Genomic DNA, 23,687 nt, shown 5'->3' on the forward strand with positions numbered 1-23,687 from the left:
GAGGACGAGTGTCGCTCAGTCGGACAACTGTTGCCGCCGCGGCGGCAACAGTTGTCCGACTGAGAAACAGATGCCCGGCCGGGGTCGTCAGCGCAGGGTCAGCAGTGGCAGTGGCCCTCGTCAACGGGCGTGGACGGCGGCACGTCGAGCACCGGGCTGCGGTCGAAGAAACCGTCGGGCTTCAGCTTGAATCCGGCGGTGTCCACCGGCATGATCGGCCAGTCCTCGATCCGTGGATAGTGGGTGAGGCCGAACGTGTGCCAGAGCACGATGTCCTGGCCGTCGATATCACGGTCGGCTTCGATATAGGTCGGCAAGCCGGCTCCGCCCGCGTGCTGGTTGACGAAATCGCCGGTCGGGTAGCGTTCCTCCTCCGCGTACCGGGTCACCCACAAATCCTTGGTCGCGAAGGCCGCCCGGCGAGCCACGGACGAGTTCTCATCGGCGAGCAACGTCGGCTGCCCCTCCGGATAAAGCTTGTAGCCGACCGGTTCTCCGAGCCGGTTGAGCACCTTCGGGTTGGACACGAGCCAGGTACGCCCACTGCGCATATCGGCCTCACGCACCCCGTTGGATTCGCGGGTCAGCAGCGTGCGCTTGCGGGTGAAAGCGTTGCCGCGTTCATTGCCGGGGCCCATCGGAACGCGCACGGCCTGCTCCTCCTCGACCCGGTTGGTGTTGCCGTCGAGGGCCATGTCCAGCCGTGCGCTGAAGAGGTGCTGGTGGAACGGTGCTCCCAGCCCCGGGGCCAACTCCGACGCGTACGGGTAACCCTTGCCGGGGAAGGCGCTCGTGAACACGACGCCGGTGGCCTTGGCCTCGAACTCGATCGTGCCGTCGAGGTAGAGGTACCAGTAGAAGCCGTAGTCGTAGTTGCCCACGGTGGTGAAGAAGGAGATCACCAGCCGGCGGTTGCGCCGCGTGTATTCGATCCCCGACCAGAGATCGCTGTGCTTGGCGAGGATGCTCCAGTCCTCCTCGTGCATGCAGATGCCGTTTTTAATCGTGCGGGGGTTGCCGAAACCGTCCGTGATGACCGGGCTCAGGTAGGTGATCTCACCGAGGCAGTCGCAGCCCAGCTCGAGCGAATTGGCGTATTGCCCGACCAGGTACTCTCCCGTGTCGAAATAGTTCTGCCACGACCGCACCGGGGCCGGGTCTCCATAGGGCACGACCATCTCCGCGATCGAGGCCCGGTTGATGATGGAGCGGCGCGTGCCGTTGTCGTCGAAGCCGATGTTGTGCAGCACGACGCCTTCCCGCACGTCGAAGCCGACGTCCAGGCTCCATTTCTCCCACTCCACGTGGTTGCCACCGGTCACGGTGAAACTCGGGCCCTCCGGCTGCGTGATCTCGATCGGTTTGAGCGTCTGGCGCAACGGCCCGGTCAGAGTGGGATCCGTGTAGTTGCCGTGCTCGGCCGGAATCGGCACCACACCGAAGTCGATCACCTGGTCCACGGTTCTGCTCACGATGTCCACGTAGGCGACGAGCCCGTCGATGGGGTGAGCCCAGGCGCTGTCCTCCGGGAAATTCTGCACAAAGGCGAGACCGCGCAGGATACGGCGGCCCTTCTCCTCCGGGTACTCGAAGACTCCCGCCGACAGCGGCGCCACGCGCACGTTCGCCACATCGAGGCCTCGGTCGGCGAGGGCACTCAACCAGCGGTCGTCGTGGGTGAGGAGCTCTTCGACCGCAGCGAATTCCTCCTCCAGCACGGGTAGTTCACCGGTCTCGGCGGTGTCCAGCACGACCACGGACTCGACGATCTGCCGGGTCGCCGACACCGTGACATCCCGCGGCGCGGTGCACCCGGACACGTCGTGCAGGAACACCCGGAACCTGCGGTCGGCTTCGGCCGCCGCACCACGCGGCGGATCGAGCAGCCCGAGATAGGCAACCCGGATGCTGTCCCCGAGCAGACCGGCTTGGGTCAGGATGCCGCGCACAGCAAGAATCTCGCTGTCCGTAGCGAGGGCGTAGGCGGCGGTGACGGCGAGCGAAACGGAAGTCATGATTCCCCTTTCCGGGGCTGCGGGAGGGCAGACGCGATGCCCCGGCCGAAATCTTTTTTCTATAGTTGTAGAACCATAGGCGGTCACTAAGCTCACTGGCAAGGGGTTTATTCAGCCGACTTTTCAGCGGGAGGGCATCATGCCGAAGGTCGTCGACCACGATCAGCGCCGAGTCGAACTCGTCGAGGCAACCTGGCGGATCATCGCCCGCCACGGCATCGAGGGTGCGACGATGCGTGACATCGCCGCCGAGGCCGGCTTCGCCAACGGCGCCCTGAAACCGTATTTCCCGAGCAAGGACGACCTGCTCGCCTTCGCGTTCAGCCACGTCTTCAGCCAGACCGGCCGCCGCATGACCGATGCCACAGTCGGCCGGTCCGGACTCAGCGCGCTCCGGGCCTATTGTCTGGAAATCCTGCCGCTGGACGACATCCGGGTCAGTGAGGCCCGCATCGTCATCCCGTTCTGGCAGAAGGCGCTGACGGATCCCGCCAAGGCCGAGCTGCACGCGGCTGCGATGTTGAAGTGGCGCGACACCATGTGCGAGCACCTCCGGGAGGCCGGCGCCGCCGGCGAACTGGGCACCGCCACTCCCCACGAGGACCTCGCGGGGCTTTTGATGAATTTCGTTCTCGGCACCCAGATCACCGCGGTGCTGTCCCCGATCGAAAACTCCGCGGACCGGCTTGTGGCCCAGCTGGATGCCTGCCTCGGCCTGATAGCCGACGGCAGCTGAGCCTCCACGCATTTTTCGACGAACGTGGAAAAACCCGTGACAATGCTGCACGGCTGAGCTAAATTACTTGCAATGTGTGGTGTTCACGCTGGCAAAGGAGCTACCCGTGACTCTGACGACCGTACCTGCCCCGCCCGGCGGCGGCGACCCGGTGCAGTGTGCGCAGGCGGACACGTTCGCCGAGTGGCGCACGTTGGTCTCTGACTCCTTCGTTCCGCTGGAAGTGCGTTCGGATGCGATTGACTTCCGGGGAACGCTGCGATCCCGTGTGCTCGACGAGCTCTCCATCGTCGAGGTCACCGCCAACGGACACCAGGTGCTGCGCACCCCCGCCCTCATCGCCCGGTCGGACCGGCACTATTTCAAGCTCAATCTGCAGCTCTCCGGCCACGGCATCCTGATCCAGGACAACCGGGAAGCCACCCTGCGCCCCGGAGACCTGGCCGTCTACGACACGCACCGCCCGTACACCCTCGCATTCGAGCAGGATTTCCGCACCCTCGTGCTGATGTTCCCCCACGAGGCCCTCGACCTGCCCGCCGAATCCGTGGGCCAGCTCACCGCGAGGCGGATGGCAGGGGACGCGGGGCTCGGCCGGATGATCAGCCCGTTCATGGTGCAGCTCGCCGAGAACCTCGACGCACTGTCCGGCACGACCGGGCACCGGCTGGCCTACAACGCGGTCGATCTGATCGCCACGATGTTCGAGAGCGAGCTGAGCATCCGCCGCGAACCCGTGGCCGGCACGCACGGGGACCTGCTCACCAGCATCCGTCAGTACATCGAGGCCGAACTGGGCGACCCGGCCCTCTCCCCGGCCGGCATCGCCGCCGCACATTTCATCTCCACCCGCCAGCTGCACAAGGTGTTCCACGAGGCCGACACGACGGTCTCCACCTGGATCCGCGCCCGCCGGCTCGAACGTTGCCGCCGAGACCTGCGCGACCCCATCCTCACGGACCGGTCGGTCGGCGTGATCTCCGCTCGCTGGGGTTTTCTCGACCCTGCCCACTTCAGCCGGATCTTCCGCACGGCGTTCGGCGAACCACCCAGCACCTACCGGCGAGGCTGAGGGAACGCCTCGAGAGCCGTCGCGCTCCGGCAAGTTCCGTTCGTGGAAAGACAAGTCTGCGGCCCGATGCTCGGCGAGAGTCGTGGCACTGGCTTCCACAGGCGGAGCCGCTCAACGAGGAGCACCCATGACAACGAAGCTATTCATCAACGGCGAGTGGACCAGCGCGACGGGCGGATCGATCGCCACCCTGAACCCGGCGACCGAGGAGATCCTCGACGACGTCGGCTTCGCGAGCACTGTTGACGTCGACGCCGCCGTCGACGCGGCCCGGGCCGCCTTCAACAGCACCGCGTGGCGTGACCTGCTCCCGGTGGCCAGGGCGCGGCTCCTGTTCCGGCTCGCGGACCTGATCGAGGCACACGCCGACGAGCTGGCCGAACTGGAGACCCGCGACCAGGGCCAGCCGCTCGGCGTGTCCCGCACAATCTCCGTGGCCGGCGCGGCCGAGCACTTCCGCTACTACGCAGGCTGGGTCACCAAGATCGAGGGGCGCACCTCCCCGATCTCGTTCCCCGACACCCACCACTACACGCGACGCGAACCAATCGGCGTCTGCGCCCTGATCACACCGTGGAACTTCCCCTTGATGATCCTGGCCTGGAAACTCGCCCCGGCCCTGGCCACGGGCAACACCGTGGTGATCAAACCGGCCGAGCAGACCCCGCTGACGGCCATCCGTCTGGTCGAGCTGGCTGCCGAGGCCGGCTTCCCGGCGGGCGTGGTCAACCTCGTCACGGGCGACGGCAGCACCGGCCAGGCTCTGGTGGATCACCCGCACGTGGACAAGGTGTCGTTCACCGGTTCCACCGCCGTCGGCCGCTCCATCGTGGCCGGCTCGGCCGCCTCGAACCTCAAGAAGATCACCCTCGAGCTGGGCGGCAAGGCTCCCTCGATCATCACAGCGGACGCCGACATCGACGCGGCCGTCGGTGGCAACCTGGCCGGCGGCATGCTCAATTCCGGGCAGGTTTGCGCCGCCTACACCCGGTTCTACGTGAATAAGAAGCGCGAGGCCGAGTTCGTCGAAAAGATGGCAGCCGGGGTCTCGGGTATGAAGCTCGGCGCCGGGATGGACCCGGCCACCCAGCTGGGCCCGCTGGTCTCGCAGCGACACCTCGACCACGTGGAACGGATGGTCACGGTCGGCCGGGCCGAGGGTGCGGAACTCGTGACCGGCGGATCCCGCTCCGGCGATGTCGGCTATTTCTTCCAGCCGACCGTGTTCGCCGGTGTGCGCGACGACATGGCCATCGCAACCGACGAGGTCTTCGGACCGGTGCTCTCGATCATGTCCTACGACGACGACGACGACCTGCAGGATCTCATCAACCGGGCCAACGACACCGACTACGGACTCGCGGCCACCGTCTGGACGAAGGACCTCGAAAAGGCGCACCGCCTGGCGAACGGCATCCGTGCCGGGGCGATCTTCGTGAACATGCCGCCGGTGCCGGACATGGCCGCGCCGTGGGGCGGGTTCAAGACCAGCGGCTGGGGCAACGAGATGGGCCCGTATTCGATCGACGCGTACACGCAGGTCAAGGGCGTCTGGATGCACTACGGCAACTAGGCACTCGGGCGGGGTGGCATCCGTTCGCCCGCCCCCGGCCTCCGTTTCACCCCTCAACCGTCTCTTCCTGCCATCGTCAACTCATCGAGGAGTAAACCCATGACGACTACCCGCAGTACCCCTCAGTCCGACTCCCAGTCCACCCTGCACACGGGCCGCCTCGGCGTGATCGGCATCGTCTTCTTCGTGGTCGCCGCCGCCGCACCGCTCGTCGGCATGACCGGCGCGGTGCCGGTCGCGATCGTTCTCGGCAACGGCGCCGCCGCCCCGGGCGCGTACCTCGTGGTGGGCCTCACCCTGCTCCTGTTCAGCGTGGGCTACGCCGCGATGAGTCAGCGGGTCACCAACGCCGGGGCGTTCTTCGCCTACATCGGCCGGGGGCTCGGCCGACACCTGGGCAGCGCATCGGCCTTCGTCTCGATCCTGGCCTACCTCGCCATCCAGCTGGCCATCTACGGGTTCTTCGGCGGACTCCTCGGCGCTCAGGTCGGCCTGCTGCCCTGGTGGGCCTGGTCGCTCGTCGCCTGGGCTGCCGTCACTCTGCTCTCGCTGCTGAGCGTGGAGGTCGGAGCCAAGGTTCTCGGGGTGCTGATGCTGCTCGAGCTGCTGGCCCTTGTGGTCACCTCGGTCGCGATCCTCGCGGACGGCGGACCGGAGGGCGTCAACCTCTGGGCGTCGTTCAACCCGGCCGCGATCCTCGCCGGCGGGCTTGCCGGCTCGGCCGGGATCGCCTTCGCGTTCGCGTTCGCGTCGTTCATCGGGTTCGAGGCCACCGCGATCTATGGCGAGGAATCGAAAGACCCGAAGACCGTGGTCCCCCGGGCGACGTACCTCGCGGTCGCAGTGATCACGGTGCTGTTCGCGCTGACGGCGTTTGCCATGGTCACCGGGATGGGCGCGTCGTCGGTGGTCGAGAAGACCGTGGAACTGTCGACACTCGACGGGGTCCCCCTCGCCGACCCGGCCGCTGTGCTCTTCTCCCTGGCGACCCAGTACGTGGGCCCGTGGATGGCGACCGTGATGGGCATCCTGGTGCTCTCCAGTCTGTTCGCCGGGCTGCTCGCGTTCCAGAACGCCGCAAGCCGGTACCTGTTCGCTCTCGGCCGCGGCGGGGCACTTCCCCGGAAGCTCAGCCACGTGAACGGCCGCGGCGCTCCAAGCACCGCTTCCCTCGCGACCTCAGTGCTCACGGGTGTCGTCATCGCGGCCTTCGCGGTCTTCCGACTGGACCCGGTGCTCAACCTGTTCTACTGGTTCAGCGGCCTGGCCGTCGTGGCGATCGTGCTGATCGAGATTCTCGTCTGCGTGGCGGTCGTCGCATTCTTCCGCCGGAACGCGGGGCACGAGAATGCCTTCCAGACCGTGATCGCCCCCGTGCTGGCGACCATCGGGCTCGTCCTCGGCGAGTACCTGCTGATGAGCCGTTTCGGGCTCCTCGCCGGAACGGTGGCCGCGGATGTCGACCCCACGGTGACTCCCTGGGGCCTGAGCCCGATCGGCTGGGTGCTGGTCTTCCTGCCGTTCGTGGTGCTGCTGGCCGGGTACCTGCACTCGCTGTTGTCGAAGACGGAGAACGAGGACCTGGTCAGGGACGTCCTCTCGTAACCGGGCCGGCCGCACCGACCTGGACGGGTGTTGCGGCTACAGGCCGAAGCCGGTGTGACGGATGCCCCAGCGCACCGTCCAGGACTCGCCCGGTTCCAGCCGGCGCAACCCCGCTCCCGAGTTGAACGCGTCGGCCGGAGCGGTCATCGGCTCGATCGCAACGGCCAGCCCCAGGTACGGGCCCTCCCGGCCTTCGAAGGGGAAGTTGCGCGGCGTGAAAACCTGCACGTTGCGAATGTTGCGGTCGCCCCAGACCATGACGCTGCGGCCGTCGGGTGCGGTCACCGAGGCCACCGTGCTGCCGGGCTCATCGCCGGCCACGTCGGGCAGCACCTCGGCCGGCTCGGACGCTACCCCGCCGAAGCCGTCGTCCAGGTCGATGTCGCCGACCCGGCGGCCCCCGCGCAGGTCGAACCGCGTACCGGCGACGGCGGATTCCCCGACGGGGTTCTGCCGGTCGTCGACGTCGATGTGGGTGTTCGCCGCGATGGTGAGAACGAGGTCCTCCGTGGGGACCCCGCCGATCTTGAGGTACGGATGCGCGCCGAGGGCAACCGGGGCCGTGTCCCGGCCGACATTGCGCACCGTGTGCGTGACAGCGAGGCCGTCATCGGTCAGTGCGTATCGCACGGTGGTGTCGAGCAGGAACGGGTAGCCGGCCTGCGGGAAAACCGTGGCGGCCAGGGTGACCGAGCTCGGGCTGCGCTCGAGCATGCGGTAGGGCGAATACCGCAGCAGCCCGTGAATGGCGTTGGAGAGCTCGGGCTCGGTGAGCGCCAGACGCTGCACGACTCCCCCGTGCTGCCAGAGGCCGTCCCGGATGCGATTGGGCCACGGCATCAGCACGATTCCGGCGCCCCACGGCGGGGCGGACGCGGCCGCAAACGGCTCGACCAGGTCTATGCCGTCCACGGAATACATGCGGAGACCCGCTGCCACCTCGGTGACGATCGCCAGGGCCGGCCCGCTCGGCGTGGCCGCCCTCAAGTCATACTGGAAACCCGTTACTGCGCGCATGAGGCCAACCTACTCCGGTTGCAGAACGGTCAGACCGGCCTCACGGAGCGGCGCCAGCGCGGCTTCGTCGGCTGCGGCATCCGTCACCAGGGTGTCGAACGCAGCCAACGGACCGACCTGCCCGAGATGCACCTGACCGAGCTTGGAGCCGTCGGCCACGACGACCGCCCGGGTCGCGGCCGCGAGCATGAGCGTCTTCACGCCCGCCTCGGGCAGGTTGATGTTGGTGACCCCGTGGTCGGCGGCCACACCGTTGCAGCCGATGAAGGCCAGGTCGGCATGCACCTGACTGAGCACGGTCCGGGCGAGCGGCTCGACCAGGGAGTGCTGCAGCGGGCGGAGCGACCCGCCGGTGACGATCACGGTGAACCGTGGGATGGCAGGCTCGAGGGCGAGGGCGATGCTCAACCCGTTCGTGATGATCACGACGTCGGTCAACTCGGTGCGAGCCAGCAGGGCACGGGCGACCGCGAGGGTGGTGGTGCCGACATCGAGGATGACGCTTTGCCCGCTTGTGACCAGGGACGCGGCGAGCGCCCCGATCTGCTGCTTGGGCAGCACCGATGACGCGAGCGCCTCCTCGAACGAGGACTCGCGCTGCGGGCGACCGCCGGCCGACGCGACCGGAACCGCTCCGCCGTGCACGCGCTGCAGCGAACCGGCGGACTCGAGCAGATCGAGGTCGGCCCGAGCCGTGACACCGGACACCCCGAACGCCTCGCGCAGCTCCCGCACCCGCACGAAACCGCGCTCTCCGACCAGACGCTGGATCTGCTCACGCCGCTGGTAGGCCGGAATCGTGTCGCGGTCGCCGGCAGGATCGGCCGGGGTAGGAGGTTCAACGGATGCCATCTCCCCATCTTCGCTTAGTTTGCTTTAGTTCTCAATGCGAAGCCTCTGGTTTCAGATACGCAAATCGGATAGCGTGTTGTGTGCCATGAACACACCAGACTTCGTAGCCGACACCGGCATCATCCGTCACCGCCACACCCTCGCCGATGGTCGGGATCTCATCTACTTCGATGACCCGCAGACCACCCTGCCGCCGGAACGCGCGGCCGACCTGCGCGAACTCGACCCGCGCCCCGCCACGGCCCGGATGCGCCAGGACCCCCTCAGCGGCGAATGGGTCTCCATCGCCGCCGCCCGCCAGAACCGGGTCTTCCTGCCCCCCGCGCACCTGGACCCGCTCGCACCGTCGACCCCGGGGAACCCGTCCGAGGTGCCCAGCAACTACGACGTCGCCGTGTTCGAGAACAAATCGCCCTCGTTCGGGCCTCTGCTCACCGATGCCGACGCCCCCGCCGGGCTCGACGACCTGAACACCATCGGCCTGAACCGCATCCGCACATCGGTCGGTCGCTGCGAGGTCGTCTGCTTCAGCCCCGAGAACGAGGGCTCCTTCGCGAGCCTCTCGGTCGTGCGCGCCCGCACCGTGATCGAGGCCTGGGCCGAACGCACGCACTCCCTCTCACAGCTGCCCGGCGTGGAACAGGTCTTCCCGTTCGAGAACCGCGGCGAGGCCATCGGCGTCACCCTGCACCACCCGCACGGCCAGATCTACTCCTACCCGTACGTCACGCCGCGCACGCAGCGCGTGATCGCTTCTCTCGACCAGTACGGGCCGAACCTGTTCGCCGACATCCTCGCCAGTGAGCAGTCCGGCGGCCGCGTCATCCTCACCGGAGAGCACTGGACGGCGTTCGTGCCGTTCGCCGCCCGCTGGCCCATCGAGGTGCACATGCTGCCGCACCGTCACGTGCCCGACTTCGCCGCGACCAGCCTCGCCGAACGCGACGAGTTGGCCGTGCTCTACCGGCGGCTGCTGCGCGGCATCGACGCCCTCTACGACACCCCCACGCCGTACATCGCCGCCTGGCACCAGGCCCCGGTCTCGGTGCGCCGGGACGAGATCCGACTGATGCTGCAGGTGACCAGCCCCCGCCGGGCCGCGGACAAGCTCAAGTTCCTGGCCGGGTCGGAGGCCGCAATGGGCGCCTGGATCGGCGACGTCACACCTGAGCAGGCGGCCGACAACATTCGCCGCGCGGTCGAACGCTCCGCCGCGGCGGACGCGGCCGACGAGCTCGCTGGCGCCGCGGCATCCGTTTCCACCATCAGCACCACGCTCGAAGGGCAGGCCCACGCATGAACGACCTCATCACGACCGTGACGGATGGCTTCACGAGCCGCTTCGACGCGGCCCCCGCCGGGCTGTGGTCGGCCCCCGGTCGCGTCAACCTGATCGGCGAGCACACCGACTACAACGACGGCTTCGTCTTCCCGTTCGCGATCAACCGGCGCACCGTCGTCGCGCTCAGCCTGCGCGACGATCGCCTGCTGCGGGTGGCGAGCTCGTTCGCCGCGGAGACCGTTGAACTTCCCCTCGACGACCTGACCCCGGAGAACCTGGCGGGCTGGTCGGCCTACCCGCTCGGCGTGGCCTGGGCCCTCAGCCAGTTCGGCGCGGACCTGACCGCCGTGCCCGGCTTCGACGTGTTCATCGACTCTGACGTGCCGATCGGAGCCGGACTGTCGTCGTCCGCCGCGATCGAGAGCGCGGTCGCCGTGGCCCTGAACGACCTCTGGCAGCTCGGGCTCGACCGGCGTGTGCTCGCCCGAGTGGGCCAGCTCGCCGAGAACCGGGCCGTCGGCGCCCCCACCGGCATCATGGACCAGTCCGCGTCACTGCTCGGCGAGGCTGACGCCGCCGTGTTCCTGGACTGCCGCAGCCTCGAGGCCGAGGTGATCCCGCTCGGCTTCGACGCCGCCGGCCTCGAGCTGCTGATCATCGACACCCGGGTGAGCCACGCCCACTCGACCGGCGGGTATGCCTCGCGCCGGGCATCCTGCGAACTCGGTGCACGGATGCTGGGCGTCACCTCCCTGCGCGACCTCACCGTGGACGACCTCGCCCGGGCCGCCGACGTGCTCGACGACGAGACGTTCCGCCGCGTACGGCATGTGGTCACCGAGAACCAGCGCGTGCTGGACACCGTGCGCACACTGCGCGCGCAGGGACCGACCGCGATCGGCGACCTCCTGGACGCCTCGCACCTGTCCATGCGGGACGACTTCGAGATCTCGGTGCCCGAGCTGGACCTCGCCGTGGAGACCGCCCGCGGTGCCGGGGCCATCGGTGCCCGGATGACCGGTGGTGGTTTCGGCGGAGCGGCGATCGCCCTGACCCCGAGCGCCCTGATCCCCCAGGTGACCGCGGCTGTCATCGCCGCTTTCGCGGCCCAGGGCTTCGGGGTCCCGGACCTGTTCGTGGTGCGCGCGGCCGATGGGGCGGGGCGCCAGGAATAGCGCTCGGCGCCGAATGGCAGCATGCCCCGACTCGGGCGGCCTCGGCATAACTCCTGCAATTTCGTCGGCCGAGGCCTGATTCAGCCTGATTTCGAGACTTTTCGCAGAATTTGCAGGAGTTATGCACGGGGCGAGCCGGACATCCGTCGCCGGCGGCCCGGGCATGGTCAGGGGGCAACCGCGGTCGGCTCGCCGTCGGTGATCCGCACGAGCTCGTCGAAGGTGGTCGGGAACACGGTGTGCGCATGGCCCGCGGCGGCCCAGACCACGGGGAATTCGGCGAGGGCGACGTCCACCAGGGTGCGCAGCGGCGACGGATGTCCGAGCGGCGCGACCCCGCCGATCACCTGTCCGGTGGCCTGCCTGACGACATCCTTCGAGGCATGTCCGATCGTGCCGCCCAGCCGCTCCCCCAGCCAGGCCGCGTCGACCCGGTGCGCCCCCGACGTGAGCACGAGCAGCGGCTCGCCGTCCAGGGTGAAGACGAGCGAATTCGCGATGGCACCGACGTCGATGCCGAGCGCCTCCGCGGCGGCGGCCGCCGTCGTGGCCGCGTCGTCGAACCAGCGGATCTCCGGGTCCAGGCCCTGGGCGCGGAGTGCCTCCCGAACCCGGTCGACGGACGGATGCGCGGTGTTCACCATGCCGAAATCCTACGACCCTCCTCGCCGAGCCGTGGGAAACGCTCCTGAATACACGCAGCGGACAGGTAATACTCACGGTTCGGCGGAGGGTGGACGGTCGTTCGGGGCGGGCGGAGCCCGGCACAACGGGGGCGCTAGGCTGACGCGTATGACTGCCGACAGCGCCGCCCGCATCATCACCCTTCCTGACCGACCGGGACCCGTCGTCGCCGAGAGCGCCTACGTCGCACCGGGCGCCGTACTGGTGGGCAACGTGACCCTGGCCGAGCATGCCAGCGTCTGGTACAACGCCGTGTTACGGGCCGAGGCGGAGCCCATCCGGATCGGTCCAGGCTCCAACCTGCAGGACAACGTCTCCTGCCACGTGGATCACGGGTTCCCGCTGATCGTCGGGCGCAATGTGTCCGTCGGACACGGGGCCGTGCTGCACGGCTGCACGATCGAGGACGGTTCGCTGATCGGAATGATGGCGACCGTGCTGAACGGCGCCGTCGTCGGGGCCGGGTCACTCGTCGCCGCCGGAGCCGTGGTGCTCGAGGGCACCGTCATCCCGCCGCGGTCGCTGGTGGCCGGCGTTCCGGCCAAGGTACGACGCGCCCTGACGGATGACGAGGTGGCCGGTCTCGGCCACAACGCCGAGGAGTACCTGCGCCACTCCGCCCTGCACGCGTCGGTGAGCGCGGTTCCGCAGGACTGAGCCGGGCTACCGGCCGAGGGACAGCTCGGCGGCCTTCACCACGTTGCAGAGCAGCATCGCGCGGGTCATCGGTCCGACGCCGCGCGGGTTCGGGGACAGGTGACCGGCGACCTCGGCGACATCCGGGTGCACGTCACCGGTCAGCATGCCCTTGCCCGTGATCGGGTCAGTCACCCGGGTGATGCCCACGTCGAGCACCGCAGCGCCGGGCTTCACCCAGTCGGCCTGGACCAGGTGCGGCACGCCGACGGCCGCCACGACGATGTCGGCGCGGCGCACTTCGCCGGCGAGGTCGACTGTGCGGGAGTGAGTGAGAGTGACCGTGGCGTCCAGCCCCTTGCGGGTGAAAAGCAGGCCGAGAGGGCGGCCGACGGTGAGTCCTCGCCCGACGACGACCACACGTCGCCCGACGATCGGCACCTCGTAGCGGCGCAGCAGTTCGACGATTCCGGCCGGGGTGCAGGGCAGCGGCGAGTCCAGTTCGCCCTCGATGCCGAGCACCAGCCGGCCGAGGTTCGTCGGGTGCAGGCCGTCGGCATCCTTGGACGGGTCGATCAGTTCGAGCATGGCGTTGTCGTTGTGGCCGACCGGCAAGGGCAACTGGATGATGTACCCGGTCACCTCACGCGCGGAGTTGAGGTCTGTGATCGCGGCGCGCACATCGGCGCTGGTCGCCGACGCGGGCAGGTCGATGCGGATGGATTCGATGCCGACCTCGGCGCAGTCGCGGTGCTTGCCCGCGACATACGAACGCGATCCCGGGTCGTCGCCGACCAGGAGGGTGCCGAGTCCGGGCACGATGCCGTGCGCGCGCAACTCCGCGATGCGGTCGATGAGCTCGGTCTTGACCGCGGACGCCGTCTTGACTCCGTCGAGGGTGATTGCCGTCATTGTGGATCCATTCACTCGGTCATTCTCAAGTTCGTCAGTGCTGCGTGCCCGGAGGCCGGAGACGCGTGCGAATTCGACGGAGATTTTACGCGACACGCCGGTGACGGATGCCGTCAGCGCGTTCTCAACGCACAATCTCCGTCGAATTCGTTCAGGCCGGGGGCCGGGGGCCAGGCGCAGGGCGCGGGGTCGGGCCCGCTCCGAGAGGGCGCGGCGGGTGTTACTGCTGCAGGTCGGGGTACAGCGGGAACGCGTCGGTGAGCACCTTGACGCGGGCGCGGAGGCCCTCGATGTCGGCGTCGGGCTTGAGGGCCTCGGCGATGACGTCGGCGACGACCGTGAACTCCTCGTCGCCGAAGCCACGGGTGGCCAGGGCCGGGGTTCCGATGCGCAGGCCGCTGGTGACCATCGGCGGGCGCGGGTCGAACGGCACCGAGTTGCGGTTGACCGTGATGCCCACCGCGTGGAGGGCGTCCTCGGCCTGCTGGCCGTTGATCGGCGAGTTGCGGAGGTCGGCGAGCACAAGGTGCACGTCGGTGCCGCCGGTGAGCACGTCGACGCCGCCGGCGCGGGAGTCATCCGCCATCAGCCGGTCGGCGAGGATGCTGGCACCACGCAGGGTGCGCTCCTGACGTTCCTTGAACTCGGGCTCGGCCGCGAGCTTGAACGCGGTCGCCTTGGCGGCGATCACATGCATCAGCGGCCCGCCCTGCTGGCCGGGGAACACGTTCGAGTTGAGCTTCTTCGCCAACGCCATGTCCCGGGACAGGATCAGACCGGAGCGGGGACCGGCGAGCGTCTTGTGCACCGTGGTGGATACGACATCCGCGTAAGGCACCGGGGACGGGTGCAGGCCGGCGGCGACGAGTCCGGCGAAGTGGGCCATGTCGACCCAGAGCATGGCGCCGACCTCGTCGGCGATGCTGCGGAAGGCTGCGAAGTCGAGGTGACGCGGGTAGGCGGACCAGCCGGCGATGATGACCTTGGGCCTGGTTTCGAGCGCCTTCTCGCGCACGACGTCCATGTCGACCAGGAAGGTGGTCGGGTCGACCCCGTACGCGACCGGGTTGTAGAGCTTGCCGGAGAAGTTGAGCTTCATCCCGTGGGTGAGGTGGCCGCCGTGGGCGAGCTCCAGGCCGAGGATGGTGTCGCCGGGGGCCGCGATGGCCGAGAGCACGGCGGCGTTCGCTGTGGCGCCGGAGTGAGGCTGCACGTTGGCGTACGCGGCGCCGAACAGGGACTTGGCGCGGTCGATGGCGAGTTGCTCGGCGACGTCGACGTACTCGCAGCCACCGTAGTAGCGGCGTCCCGGGTAGCCCTCGGCGTACTTGTTGGTGAGCACCGAGCCCTGCGACTGCAGCACCGCGCGTGGCACGAAGTTCTCGCTGGCGATCATTTCGAGGTAGTCGCGCTGGCGTCCGAGCTCCTGCTCGAGGACGGCGGCGATCTCGGGGTCGACCCGCGAGAGGGGCTCATTGAACGTGGACCGCAGAACGGTCGAAGGCACGGAATCGGGCACGGGGTCTCCTCAGACTTTTTGATTACGACGTGATGATCAATCGTCGTGGCCCAGGCGTGCGGTCACTAACCGTGTCAGTCGCTCCCCGATGGTGACCCATCTTTCGTGCTACGCCAGTCGCGACAGGGTCGATCTTATCAGTCGGGCCGGGTGCCCAGCTCATCGAGTATGAGCACGTCGATGCGCACATGGTGGGTGTCGTAGGAGGACCGGGCCACCAGATGCGCCACCACCGGCGCAGTCAGGGCCTGGAACACGACGATGGCGATGACGAGAGTGACGGTGCCCACGGTGAAGTTGTTCAACGCCACGTCGGCCGTGATCGCCATCAGCCCTAAAATCTGCGGTTTCGTGGCGGCGTGGAGCCGGGACAATACATCCGGAAAACGGATGAGGCCGACCCCGGCCGCGAGGCACATCACCGCACCGGCGAGCACCAGTACCGCCGAGATCACGTCACGCAGTTCGTCGCTCATTCGGTGTCCCGAACGGGCAGGAAACGGGCGACACTCAACGATCCGAGAACGGCGAACAGGGCGAGTGCCAGGAGCACGGCGAGAGTGTCGGTGTGACGGTTGAAGGCCATCTCCGCGCCGAGAGCGCAGATCACGGTGGCGACGAGGACGTCCGAAGCGATAACCCGGTCGAGCACGGTCGGCCCGCGCACGATCCGGTAGAGGGATATGAGGGCCGCGGCCCCGAATAGTATCCCGGCGATGATGGCGACGATGTGCATCAGGTGATTCCTCCCCGCTTCCTTTTCTCGCGCGCATGCTGGGTGCGTGCGTGCTGGTCTTTTTCACTCCGGTCTTCGCCGCTGACCCGGCGGAGGCGTTCAACGTCCGCCCGTGATCCGAGGGCCATGACGATTCGGCGCTCCTCGGCCAGGACGCCCTTCCGGAATTTCTCCACCTGTTCCGGCCGATGGACGTTGAGCACGTGCAGGTACAGGGTGGATCGCACCCGGTCCACGTCGACCACGATCGCCCCGGGCACGATGGACGTCGACACCCCGGTCAGCGTCAATACGAAGTCGCTGCGGGTCCGAAGATGCACGGCCACGATGGCATTACTGGGTGTGTAGCGCGGTGAGAGCGCCAGGACCGCAACCTGCACCGAACCGAGCACGATGTCGAACAGAAGCCTCGAGAAATAGACGAAGGAGTACCAGAGGTTCACCCGCAGCCCCAGCTCGACGGCAGGCAGGTAGAAGCCGACGGAGACGATCACGGCCAGCAACGCCCCGGTGAGCACGGTGAGCCCGGAATAGGACCCCCAGAGCAGCATCCACAGGAGTATCAGCCCCAGGAACAGCGGCACCTGGTTCAGAGTGGCCTTGAGTCGTTCCTTCCTGGTGGTCATGGCATTCCGTTCGGGAAGACGGCGTCGATGTAGGTGGACGGGTTCTCGATGTTGGTGGCAGCACGTGAAGCGAGTCCGAAGACCGGCCCGGCGAACACGGTGAGCGCAATGGTCAACGCCAGAAGCGCCGTCGTCGCTCCCGTCATCAGGGGCGAGATCGTGCGGGTCTTGACCGTACCGGTGTCCTCGGGGTCTTCGACGAGGCGGTCCAGCATCGGGGACTCGTAGTCCGACACCTCTTCCGGGGACCGCCAGAACGCGATGTTCCAGACGCGCGCCAGGGCATACAGCGTGAGCAGCGAGGTCGCGGCCCCGGCGGCGATCACGATGTAGGCGGCCGGGTCGCCGATCTCGGCACCCGCCTGGAAGAGGGCGAACTTGCCGAGGAACCCGGAGAACGGTGGAATCCCGCCGAGGTTGAGCGCCCCCACGAAGAAGAGGAGGGCCACGAACGGCGCCGCCTTGAGCAGCCCGCCCAGACGGGCCAGCGACGTGGTTCCACCCACTCGCTCGATCAGCCCGGCGCAGAGGAACAGCGCGGTCTGCACGGTGATGTGGTGCACAACGTAGTAGATGGTGGCCGTGATGGCCGCCTGGGTGCCCATCGCGATGCCGAAGATCATGTAGCCGATGTGGCTCACCAGCGTGAACGACAGCAGCCGCTTGATGTCCGCCTGCGCGAGCGCGCCGAGGATACCCACGATCATGGTCAGGAACGCCACCACCATCAGGGGCACCGAGAGCGGACTCTCCGGGAAAAGCAGGGTCTGGGTGCGGATGATCGCGTAGATACCGACCTTCGTCAGCAGGCCGGCGAACACCGCCGTGACCGGGGCGGGAGCGGTGGGATAGGAGTCGGGCAGCCAGAACGACAGCGGGAACACCGCGGCCTTCACACAGAACGCCAGCAGGAGCAGCAGATTGAGGATGAGCTGCACGTCGGCCGGGAGGTCCCCGACCCGGTCGGCGATCAGGGCCATGGTCACGGTGCCCGTTGCCCCATAGATCAGCGCGATGGCACTGAGGAACAGCAGGGAGGAGACGAGGCTCACGATGACATAAGTCACGCCGACCCGGATGCGCGCTCCCGTGCCGCCGAGCGTCAACAGCACGTAGCTGGCCGACAGCAGCATCTCGAACCCGACATACAGGTTGAAGAGGTCACCCGCGATGAACGCGTTGAAGAGGCCGGCCGCGAGCACCAGATAGGTCGGGTGGAAGATCGAGACCGGCGTCTCCCGATCACCGTCGACGATTCCCTGACCGACGGCGAACAGCAGCACGCCGAGCAGCATCAGCGCCGAGATCAGGAGCATGATCGCCGAGAGCCGGTCGACGACGAGCACGATGCCCCACGGGGCATCCCAGCCGCCCACATGCACCACGGCCGGGCCGCTTTGATCCACCTGCCCCAGGAGCACGGCGCTGATGACGACAACCGCGGTCAGGGCCAGCACGCTCACGGCGATCTGCTGGGGCCGGCGTCGGCCGAGGGCGAGGGTCAGCGCGCTACCCAACAGCGGGATCGCGACGACAAGGGGAACGAGAGTATTCGCGGTGATATTCATCGGTTCATCGCCTCCCCCGGGGCGTCGGCAGGGTCGCGCTCGCTCGCGGGTGCGCGCCCGCTTGCTTGCTCACGTTCGCTCGCGTCGAGGTCTTCCTGACTGGCCGCTTCGTCGTCGGTCACCGACCGGAAGGACTCCTCCGTGCCTGCGAGGGTCTCGGCGGCATGCTCATCGGTGAGCGTGTCGCCCTCGTCGCCGAGCTGAGCCAGCCACCAGGACCGATAGATGAGAGCGAGGATCAGCGCCGTGATGCCGAAGTTGATCACGATGGCGGTGAGCATGAGCACCTGTGGCAGCGGGTCGGCCATGTCAGCGTCGGAGGCGGTGCCGGTCACGATCGGTGCAGTGCCGGGGCGGCCGCTCATCAGGAACAGCAGCAGGTTGGTGGCGTTGCCCACCAGGAGGAAGCCGATCAAGACGCGGGTGAGGCTGCGTTCGAGCATCACGTAGACGCCGGCCGCGTACATGACCGCCATCACGACGACGAGGGTGAGGGAGGCGCTCATGCCGAAGCCTCCACACCCTGCTGCGACCGCGGGCGCGGATCGGTCTCGATATCACTCTGCCGGTCGACCTCGCTGCCGAGGCTGCGCAGGATGTCCAGCACCAGGCCGACCACGACGAGGTAGACCCCCACATCGAAGATGGTCGAGGTGCCGAAGGAGAGGGAACCGAACACGGGCACCGAGGTTTCGAAGTAGGCGGATTCCAGCGGAAGCCCACTGAAGAAGAGCGAAACGACGGCCATTCCCACGGCCAGCACGATGCCGAGCCCGAGGATCTTCCCGGGGTCGATCGGCGCGGCCTCGCCCAGCTCGTAGCGTCCTCCGGCGAGGTAGCGGGAGACGAGTGCCAGACCGGCGATCAGACCGCCGGCGAAACCGCCGCCCGGCTCGTTATGGCCGGCGAAGAGGAGGAAGACGGAGACGATGATGGCCGGGTGGAAGAGCAGTCGCACGAGTACCTCGAGCATGATCGACCGGTCCTTCTCGGCGATCGTACGACCGGCCAGCAGCCAGGACTGGCGCGTCACGGCATGCCCGTCCGAGGGCGCATGCGGGTCGGCGACGACTTTGCGGCGGTGCATCAGGCTGCGCCGTTTCTCGGACTCGCCCATCCTCGGCAGGTCGGCGTTTCGACCCGAGACGAACAGCAGGCTGGCCACGCCGGTGGCCACGACGATCAGCACGGAGATCTCTCCCATGGTGTCCCAGGCACGGATGTCCACGAGCATGACGTTCACGATGTTCCGCCCGTGACCCTCCTCCAGTGCGAGGCGCGGGAACTCGCCGGCGATACTGGGGGCCTGCCGGGCACCGAGCGCGATCACGCCGATGGTGCCCATCACGGCACCGACCAGCACGCCGATCAGCGCGCGGCGGCGGCGCTTCATGGGCCGGTTGTGCTGGGCGATCTTCTGGGGCAGCCGACGCAGGACGAGGACGAAAACGACGATCGTCATCGTTTCGACCAGAGCCTGCGTCAGGGCCAGATCGGGAGCGCCGTGGAAGGCGAAGAGCGCGACAAGGCCGTATCCGGTGACGCCGGCGAGCAGCACGGCCGTGATGCGCTCCCCGACGCGAGCCGCCATCACCGCAGCGATGCCCATGATGAGGGCGATCACGACCTGGCCTGGGTAGTCCCAGAGCACGATGGCGTCGGGCCAGCTGCGGTTGATGAAGGCCGCGAAGCCCAGTGCCAGCACGAAGACAACGAGGATGGTGGAGAGGTACTGCGGCAGCCCGCCCTGCTGGGCGAAGTGGGTGATGCGGGCCGCGGCCCGGTCGATGCCGCGCACGGTGGAGCCGTAGCCCTGGCCGGCGTCGATGTAGGCCGGGACCCTGCCCTGCAGCCGGGACACGCCCTGCCGTCTCCAGAACAGCACGGCACCGAGCAGCACCACCGCGGCGCTCAGGGCGAGCGCGGGTTCGAAGCCATGCCAGAGGGCGAGATGATAGTCGCCGCCGCCGGGCACGGTGTCGGCGTAGGACGCCAGCACCGGGTCGAGCAGGAAGATGAGCGGGCCGAGCAGCACGGTGGCCACGGCGAGCAGTCCCGGTGCCAGCTGGAAGTCCCAGCGCGCGGGGTGCAGGGCGGTGTCCGCGAGGCTCACCCGGGTGCCGAACGCGCCCCAGAAGAAGCGGGCGCTGTAGGCGACCGTCAGAACCGAGCCGAGCACGGTGCCGACCAGGGCGACCCAGCCCCATCCGTCACCGGCCAGGGCTGCCTCGAGGAATGCCGTGAACACGGCTTCCTTCGCGACGAAACCGAGCAGCGGCGGAATACCGGCCATGGAGGCGACCGACACGAGGGCGATCACGGCCAGCGCGGGCGCGGTGCGCCCCACGCCGGAGAGCTGGCGCCAGTCGCGGGTGCCGGCGCGGTGGTCGATGATGCCCACGGTCAGGAACAGCGAGGACTTGTAGAGCGCATGGGCGAGGAGCAGCGCCACCCCGGCGAGCGCGGCATCCCGGGTGCCGAAGCCGACCACGACCATGAGGAAGCCGAGCTGGCTGACCGTGCCGTAGGCGAGCACCAGCTTGAGGTCGTACTGGCGCAGCGACCGCCACGCGCCGACCAGCATGGTGCCGACGCCGAGGGTGACGAGCACGGGCATCCAGCCCGGAGTGTCGGCGTAGCCGGGGGCGAGGCGGGCCACCAGGTAGATGCCGGCCTTGACCATCGCGGCGGCGTGCAGGTAGGCGCTCACCGGGGTCGGCGCCGCCATCGCGGCCGGCAGCCAGAAGTGGAAGGGCACGAGCGCGGACTTCGACAGCGCCCCGACCAGGATGAGCAGCACCGCCCAGGTGGCGGCCGGCCCGGTGACGGGGTCGGCGACGATGGCGGCGAGGGAGGTGGTTCCGGCCTCCACGGCGAGGATCACGACACCGATCAGCATGATCAGTCCGCCGAAGGTCGTCACCAGCAGCGCCTGCAGGGCGGCGCCGCGACTGGCCCTCTTGAACGTGTAGTGCCCGATCAAGACGTAGGAGAGCACGCTCGTGATCTCCCAGAAAATGAACATCACGACGATGTCGTCGGCCGTGACCAGACCGTACATGGTGCCGGCGAACGCCAGCAGGGCCGCGGCGAAACGCCCAAGTGCGGGTTCGTCGGCCGTGAAGTAGCGGGCGCAGTAGATCAGCACAAGGGCGCCGACCCCGGTCACGACGAGGGCGAGCAGCCAGGCGAGGGTGTCGACGCGGAACGATAGCGAGATTCCCAGCGCGGGGATCCACGGGACGGACTCCGTCACCGAGCCGCCCGAGATGACGAACGGGGTCTGGCCCAGCGTGTAGACGAAGGCTGCCGCCGGGAGCAACGCGATCACGTAGAAGACTCGCAGCGAGAGCCACCGGGTGAGGAGGGGCGTCAGCGCGGAAACGGCCGCGAAAATGAGGAGGATCGTCGCCATGCGGCCTCCCGGCTCTCTCCCAGTCAGAGTGTCGATCTCAGTCTACCGGAGGTCCGATGGCGCACACCCCGTCCGGGGGCCGCTAGGGTTGGCGGAAACCCGATCTATCGGAAGAGCCCCATGACGCGTGCAAGCCGGGGGCCTCAACTCCCCCACAGACCTGACCACCCCGAGTACCACGGGCGCGGCACCGAGACGCCGTTCGAGCACATCTCCGACGCCGTCAACGTGCACGAGGACGAGGGACTGCACAAGGGTCTCAAGGCCCGCCAGGTGCAGATGATCGCCATCGGCGGAGCCATCGGAACCGGCCTGTTCCTGGGGGCGGGAGGGCGCCTCGCCACCGCGGGCCCCTCCCTTGTCTTCGTCTACGCGATCTGCGGTTTCTTCGCGTTCCTGATCCTGCGCGCCCTCGGCGAGCTCGTGCTGCACCGGCCGTCGTCGGGCTCGTTCGTCTCCTACGCCCGCGAGTTCTTCGGCGAGAAGACGGCGTTCGTCACGGGCTGGCTCTACTGGTTGAACTGGGTGATGACCGCCATCGTCGACGTCACGGCCGTGGCGATCTACATGAACTTCTTCGCCAAGTACTGGGCGCCCTTCGGCGACGTGCCGCAGTGGCTGTACGCGTTCGCCGCCCTCGCCGTGGTGCTCTCCCTGAACCTCCTGTCGGTCAGCGTGTTCGGTGAACTCGAGTTCTGGTTCGCCCTGATCAAGGTGCTCGCCATCGTGGCCTTCCTGCTGGTCGGCACCTGGATGGTCATCTTCGGCACGCCGATCCCCGGCCAGGAAGCGGGCTTCAGCCTGATCGGGGAGAACGGGGGCTGGCTGCCGAACGGACTGATCGCATCCGTTCTCGTGGTGCAGGGCGTCGTCTTCGCCTACGCCTCGATCGAGCTGGTCGGCACGACCGCCGGGGAGACTCAGAACCCGGAGAAGGTGATGCCGAAGGCGATCAACACCGTCATCATCCGCATTGCCGTGTTCTACGTGGGCTCGATCCTGCTCCTGTCACTGCTGCTGCCGTACACCGCCTATAAGGCCGGCGAGAGCCCGTTCGTCACGTTCTTCGGCACCATCGGGGTCGGCGGCGTCGACGTGATCATGAACCTGGTCGTGCTCACGGCCGCCCTGTCCTCGCTCAACGCGGGCTTGTACTCCACCGGGCGCATCCTGCGATCGATGGCGCTGGCGGGATCGGCACCGCGCTTCGCCGGCAAGGTGAGCCGCACGGGCGTGCCGTTCGGCGGCATCCTGCTCACCGGCGTGGTCACCCTGCTTGGCGTCGGCCTGAACGCCGTCGTGCCCGACAAGGCGTTCGAGATCGTGCTGAACATGGCGGCCATCGGCATCATCAGCGCCTGGGGCATGATCGTGCTCTGCCAGCTGCGCCTGCACGCCTGGTCGAAGCTCGGCATCCTGCAGCGACCGGCATTCCGGTTGTTCGGGGCCCCGTACACCGGCTACGCCAGCCTGGCCTTCCTCGTCGCCGTGCTCGTGCTGATGGCCTTCGACTGGCCCGTCGGCACGCTCACGATCAGCTCGCTCGTGATCATCATCCCGCTGCTGATCGTGGGCTGGTATGCCTGCCGCGGCCGCATCCTCGAGATCGCGAGCGCCCGCGAGGGGTTCACCGGCCAGGTCCCGATTCTGCCCAACCGGCCGCTGTCCGACCAGCTGCGCGGAACCGATCCGACGGACGACAACCGGACGGAATAACCGCCACGCCCACAACTTAGCATTCCGCTTCCCGCCAGCCGGTGCGGCTAACATGGCCGATTGATCACTGCGAGGCAGATCGTCTCGCGACGTTACGGAGAACCCTATGACCACCGAATCGGTGTGGATGCCACCCAGCGCGCTCGCCCTCCTGATCGAGGAACTCGCCGTACTGGCCAGTCAGCCCAGCCCCGACGCGGCCACGGAAGAGCGAATCCGTGAGCTGCGCAAGACCCTCAGCCAGGCCGAGGCCTCCATCAAACCCGATGACGGCCTGGTCGAGCCAGGCATGCGGATCACCGCCATGCTCTCCGGCGACACCCGGGCCACGGTGTTCCTGCTCGGCGAGCGCGAACTCGTCTCCCTCGACCCGGCGGTGGAGGTGGACGTGTATTCCCCGTCGTCGCCGATGGGCAAGGCCATTATCGGGTCCTACGTCGGCGACACCGTGTCGTACACGACGCCGAACAACTCCACCGTCCAGGTCGAGATCCTCGCGGCGGTCCCGTACACCGGCGGTCGCTGAACCGACAGCCTGAACCGACGGA

Annotated in this window: 21 protein-coding genes and 1 riboswitch; of the genes, 9 read left to right on the forward strand and 12 right to left on the reverse strand. The window is 68.0% G+C overall.

Annotated features, from left to right (window positions below; genetic code table 11):
- Positions 1-98: 98 nt before the first annotated feature.
- Positions 99-2,015 (reverse strand): primary-amine oxidase, encoded by a 1,917-nt coding sequence (locus E3T49_RS07685; RefSeq protein ID WP_134424376.1) that lies wholly within the window; start codon positions 2,013-2,015, stop codon positions 99-101.
- Positions 2,016-2,154: 139 nt separating this feature from the next.
- On the opposite strand from E3T49_RS07685, the gene E3T49_RS07690 reads away from it, so the two are divergent.
- From E3T49_RS07690 to E3T49_RS07705, 4 genes are all read left to right on the forward strand, one after another.
- Complete coding sequence (locus E3T49_RS07690; RefSeq protein ID WP_134424377.1) at positions 2,155-2,751, forward strand: TetR/AcrR family transcriptional regulator; 597 nt, start codon at positions 2,155-2,157, stop codon at positions 2,749-2,751.
- 112 nt (positions 2,752-2,863) lie between these two features.
- Positions 2,864-3,823, forward strand: coding sequence for an AraC-like ligand-binding domain-containing protein (locus E3T49_RS07695; protein ID WP_134424402.1), 960 nt, complete (start codon positions 2,864-2,866; stop codon positions 3,821-3,823).
- Between the two features lie 127 nt (positions 3,824-3,950).
- A complete protein-coding gene (locus E3T49_RS07700; protein WP_134424378.1) occupies positions 3,951-5,396 on the forward strand; it encodes an aldehyde dehydrogenase family protein in 1,446 nt (481 codons plus the stop codon).
- Between the two features lie 99 nt (positions 5,397-5,495).
- Complete coding sequence (locus tag E3T49_RS07705; protein ID WP_134424379.1) at positions 5,496-7,001, forward strand: APC family permease; 1,506 nt, start codon at positions 5,496-5,498, stop codon at positions 6,999-7,001.
- Positions 7,002-7,037: 36 nt separating this feature from the next.
- Here the strand turns inward: E3T49_RS07705 and E3T49_RS07710 are convergent, their stop codons facing one another.
- Together E3T49_RS07710 and E3T49_RS07715 are read right to left on the reverse strand one after the other, a co-directional pair.
- Positions 7,038-8,018, reverse strand: a complete 981-nt coding sequence (locus E3T49_RS07710; protein WP_134424380.1) for an aldose 1-epimerase family protein — start codon at positions 8,016-8,018, stop codon at positions 7,038-7,040.
- A gap of 9 nt (positions 8,019-8,027) precedes the next feature.
- Complete coding sequence (locus tag E3T49_RS07715; protein WP_134424381.1) at positions 8,028-8,870, reverse strand: DeoR/GlpR family DNA-binding transcription regulator; 843 nt, start codon at positions 8,868-8,870, stop codon at positions 8,028-8,030.
- Between the two features lie 85 nt (positions 8,871-8,955).
- On the opposite strand from E3T49_RS07715, the gene galT reads away from it, so the two are divergent.
- Positions 8,956-10,170 (forward strand): galactose-1-phosphate uridylyltransferase, encoded by a 1,215-nt coding sequence (galT, locus tag E3T49_RS07720; RefSeq protein WP_134424382.1) that lies wholly within the window; start codon positions 8,956-8,958, stop codon positions 10,168-10,170.
- Complete coding sequence (gene galK / locus E3T49_RS07725; RefSeq protein WP_134424383.1) at positions 10,167-11,327, forward strand: galactokinase; 1,161 nt, start codon at positions 10,167-10,169, stop codon at positions 11,325-11,327. The genes galT and galK overlap by 4 nt, the downstream gene beginning before the upstream one ends.
- Positions 11,328-11,494: 167 nt before the next feature.
- Here the strand turns inward: galK and E3T49_RS07730 are convergent, their stop codons facing one another.
- A complete protein-coding gene (locus E3T49_RS07730) occupies positions 11,495-11,971 on the reverse strand; it encodes a YbaK/EbsC family protein (protein ID WP_134424384.1) in 477 nt (158 codons plus the stop codon).
- Between the two features lie 148 nt (positions 11,972-12,119).
- On the opposite strand from E3T49_RS07730, the gene E3T49_RS07735 reads away from it, so the two are divergent.
- Positions 12,120-12,668: a gamma carbonic anhydrase family protein gene (locus E3T49_RS07735; protein WP_134424385.1), complete on the forward strand. Its 549-nt coding sequence runs from the start codon at positions 12,120-12,122 to the stop codon at positions 12,666-12,668.
- Between the two features lie 6 nt (positions 12,669-12,674).
- Here the strand turns inward: E3T49_RS07735 and E3T49_RS07740 are convergent, their stop codons facing one another.
- The 8 genes from E3T49_RS07740 to E3T49_RS07775 all read right to left on the reverse strand — a co-directional run bounded on the left by E3T49_RS07740 (position 12,675) and on the right by E3T49_RS07775 (position 21,423).
- Positions 12,675-13,559 (reverse strand): bifunctional methylenetetrahydrofolate dehydrogenase/methenyltetrahydrofolate cyclohydrolase, encoded by an 885-nt coding sequence (locus E3T49_RS07740; protein WP_134424386.1) that lies wholly within the window; start codon positions 13,557-13,559, stop codon positions 12,675-12,677.
- A gap of 220 nt (positions 13,560-13,779) precedes the next feature.
- A complete protein-coding gene (glyA, locus tag E3T49_RS07745; protein ID WP_134424387.1) occupies positions 13,780-15,078 on the reverse strand; it encodes a serine hydroxymethyltransferase in 1,299 nt (432 codons plus the stop codon).
- 41 nt (positions 15,079-15,119) lie between these two features.
- Positions 15,120-15,209: riboswitch (ZMP/ZTP riboswitch) on the reverse strand.
- A 6-nt stretch (positions 15,210-15,215) separates the two neighbouring features.
- The gene (gene mnhG / locus E3T49_RS07750) at positions 15,216-15,554 is read right to left on the reverse strand and encodes a monovalent cation/H(+) antiporter subunit G (protein WP_134424388.1); all 339 of its coding nucleotides are present in this window, start codon (positions 15,552-15,554) and stop codon (positions 15,216-15,218) included.
- Entirely contained in the window at positions 15,551-15,814 is a 264-nt protein-coding gene (locus E3T49_RS07755) for a monovalent cation/H+ antiporter complex subunit F (RefSeq protein ID WP_134424389.1), read from the reverse strand. Before E3T49_RS07755 ends, mnhG begins: the two co-directional genes overlap by 4 nt.
- The gene (locus E3T49_RS07760; RefSeq protein ID WP_134424390.1) at positions 15,814-16,440 is read right to left on the reverse strand and encodes a Na+/H+ antiporter subunit E; all 627 of its coding nucleotides are present in this window, start codon (positions 16,438-16,440) and stop codon (positions 15,814-15,816) included. The genes E3T49_RS07755 and E3T49_RS07760 overlap by 1 nt, the downstream gene beginning before the upstream one ends.
- Complete coding sequence (locus tag E3T49_RS07765; protein WP_134424391.1) at positions 16,437-18,008, reverse strand: Na+/H+ antiporter subunit D; 1,572 nt, start codon at positions 18,006-18,008, stop codon at positions 16,437-16,439. The genes E3T49_RS07760 and E3T49_RS07765 overlap by 4 nt, the downstream gene beginning before the upstream one ends.
- A complete protein-coding gene (locus E3T49_RS07770) occupies positions 18,005-18,514 on the reverse strand; it encodes a sodium:proton antiporter (RefSeq protein ID WP_134424392.1) in 510 nt (169 codons plus the stop codon). The genes E3T49_RS07765 and E3T49_RS07770 overlap by 4 nt, the downstream gene beginning before the upstream one ends.
- Positions 18,511-21,423 carry a Na+/H+ antiporter subunit A gene (locus tag E3T49_RS07775; protein WP_134424393.1) on the reverse strand — a complete coding sequence of 971 codons (2,913 nt, stop codon included), beginning with the start codon at positions 21,421-21,423 and terminating at the stop codon, positions 18,511-18,513. Before E3T49_RS07775 ends, E3T49_RS07770 begins: the two co-directional genes overlap by 4 nt.
- 120 nt (positions 21,424-21,543) lie before the next feature.
- Between E3T49_RS07775 and E3T49_RS07780 the strand changes: the two genes are divergently transcribed.
- Both E3T49_RS07780 and E3T49_RS07785 read left to right on the forward strand, forming a co-directional pair.
- Positions 21,544-23,139: an amino acid permease gene (locus E3T49_RS07780; protein WP_134424394.1), complete on the forward strand. Its 1,596-nt coding sequence runs from the start codon at positions 21,544-21,546 to the stop codon at positions 23,137-23,139.
- Positions 23,140-23,245: 106 nt separating this feature from the next.
- The gene (locus E3T49_RS07785) at positions 23,246-23,665 is read left to right on the forward strand and encodes a GreA/GreB family elongation factor (protein WP_134424395.1); all 420 of its coding nucleotides are present in this window, start codon (positions 23,246-23,248) and stop codon (positions 23,663-23,665) included.
- The last annotated feature ends 22 nt before the right edge of the window (positions 23,666-23,687 follow it).

The sequence above is a fragment of the Cryobacterium cryoconiti genome (genome assembly GCF_004403065.1).
GTDB lineage: Bacteria > Actinomycetota > Actinomycetes > Actinomycetales > Microbacteriaceae > Cryobacterium > Cryobacterium cryoconiti.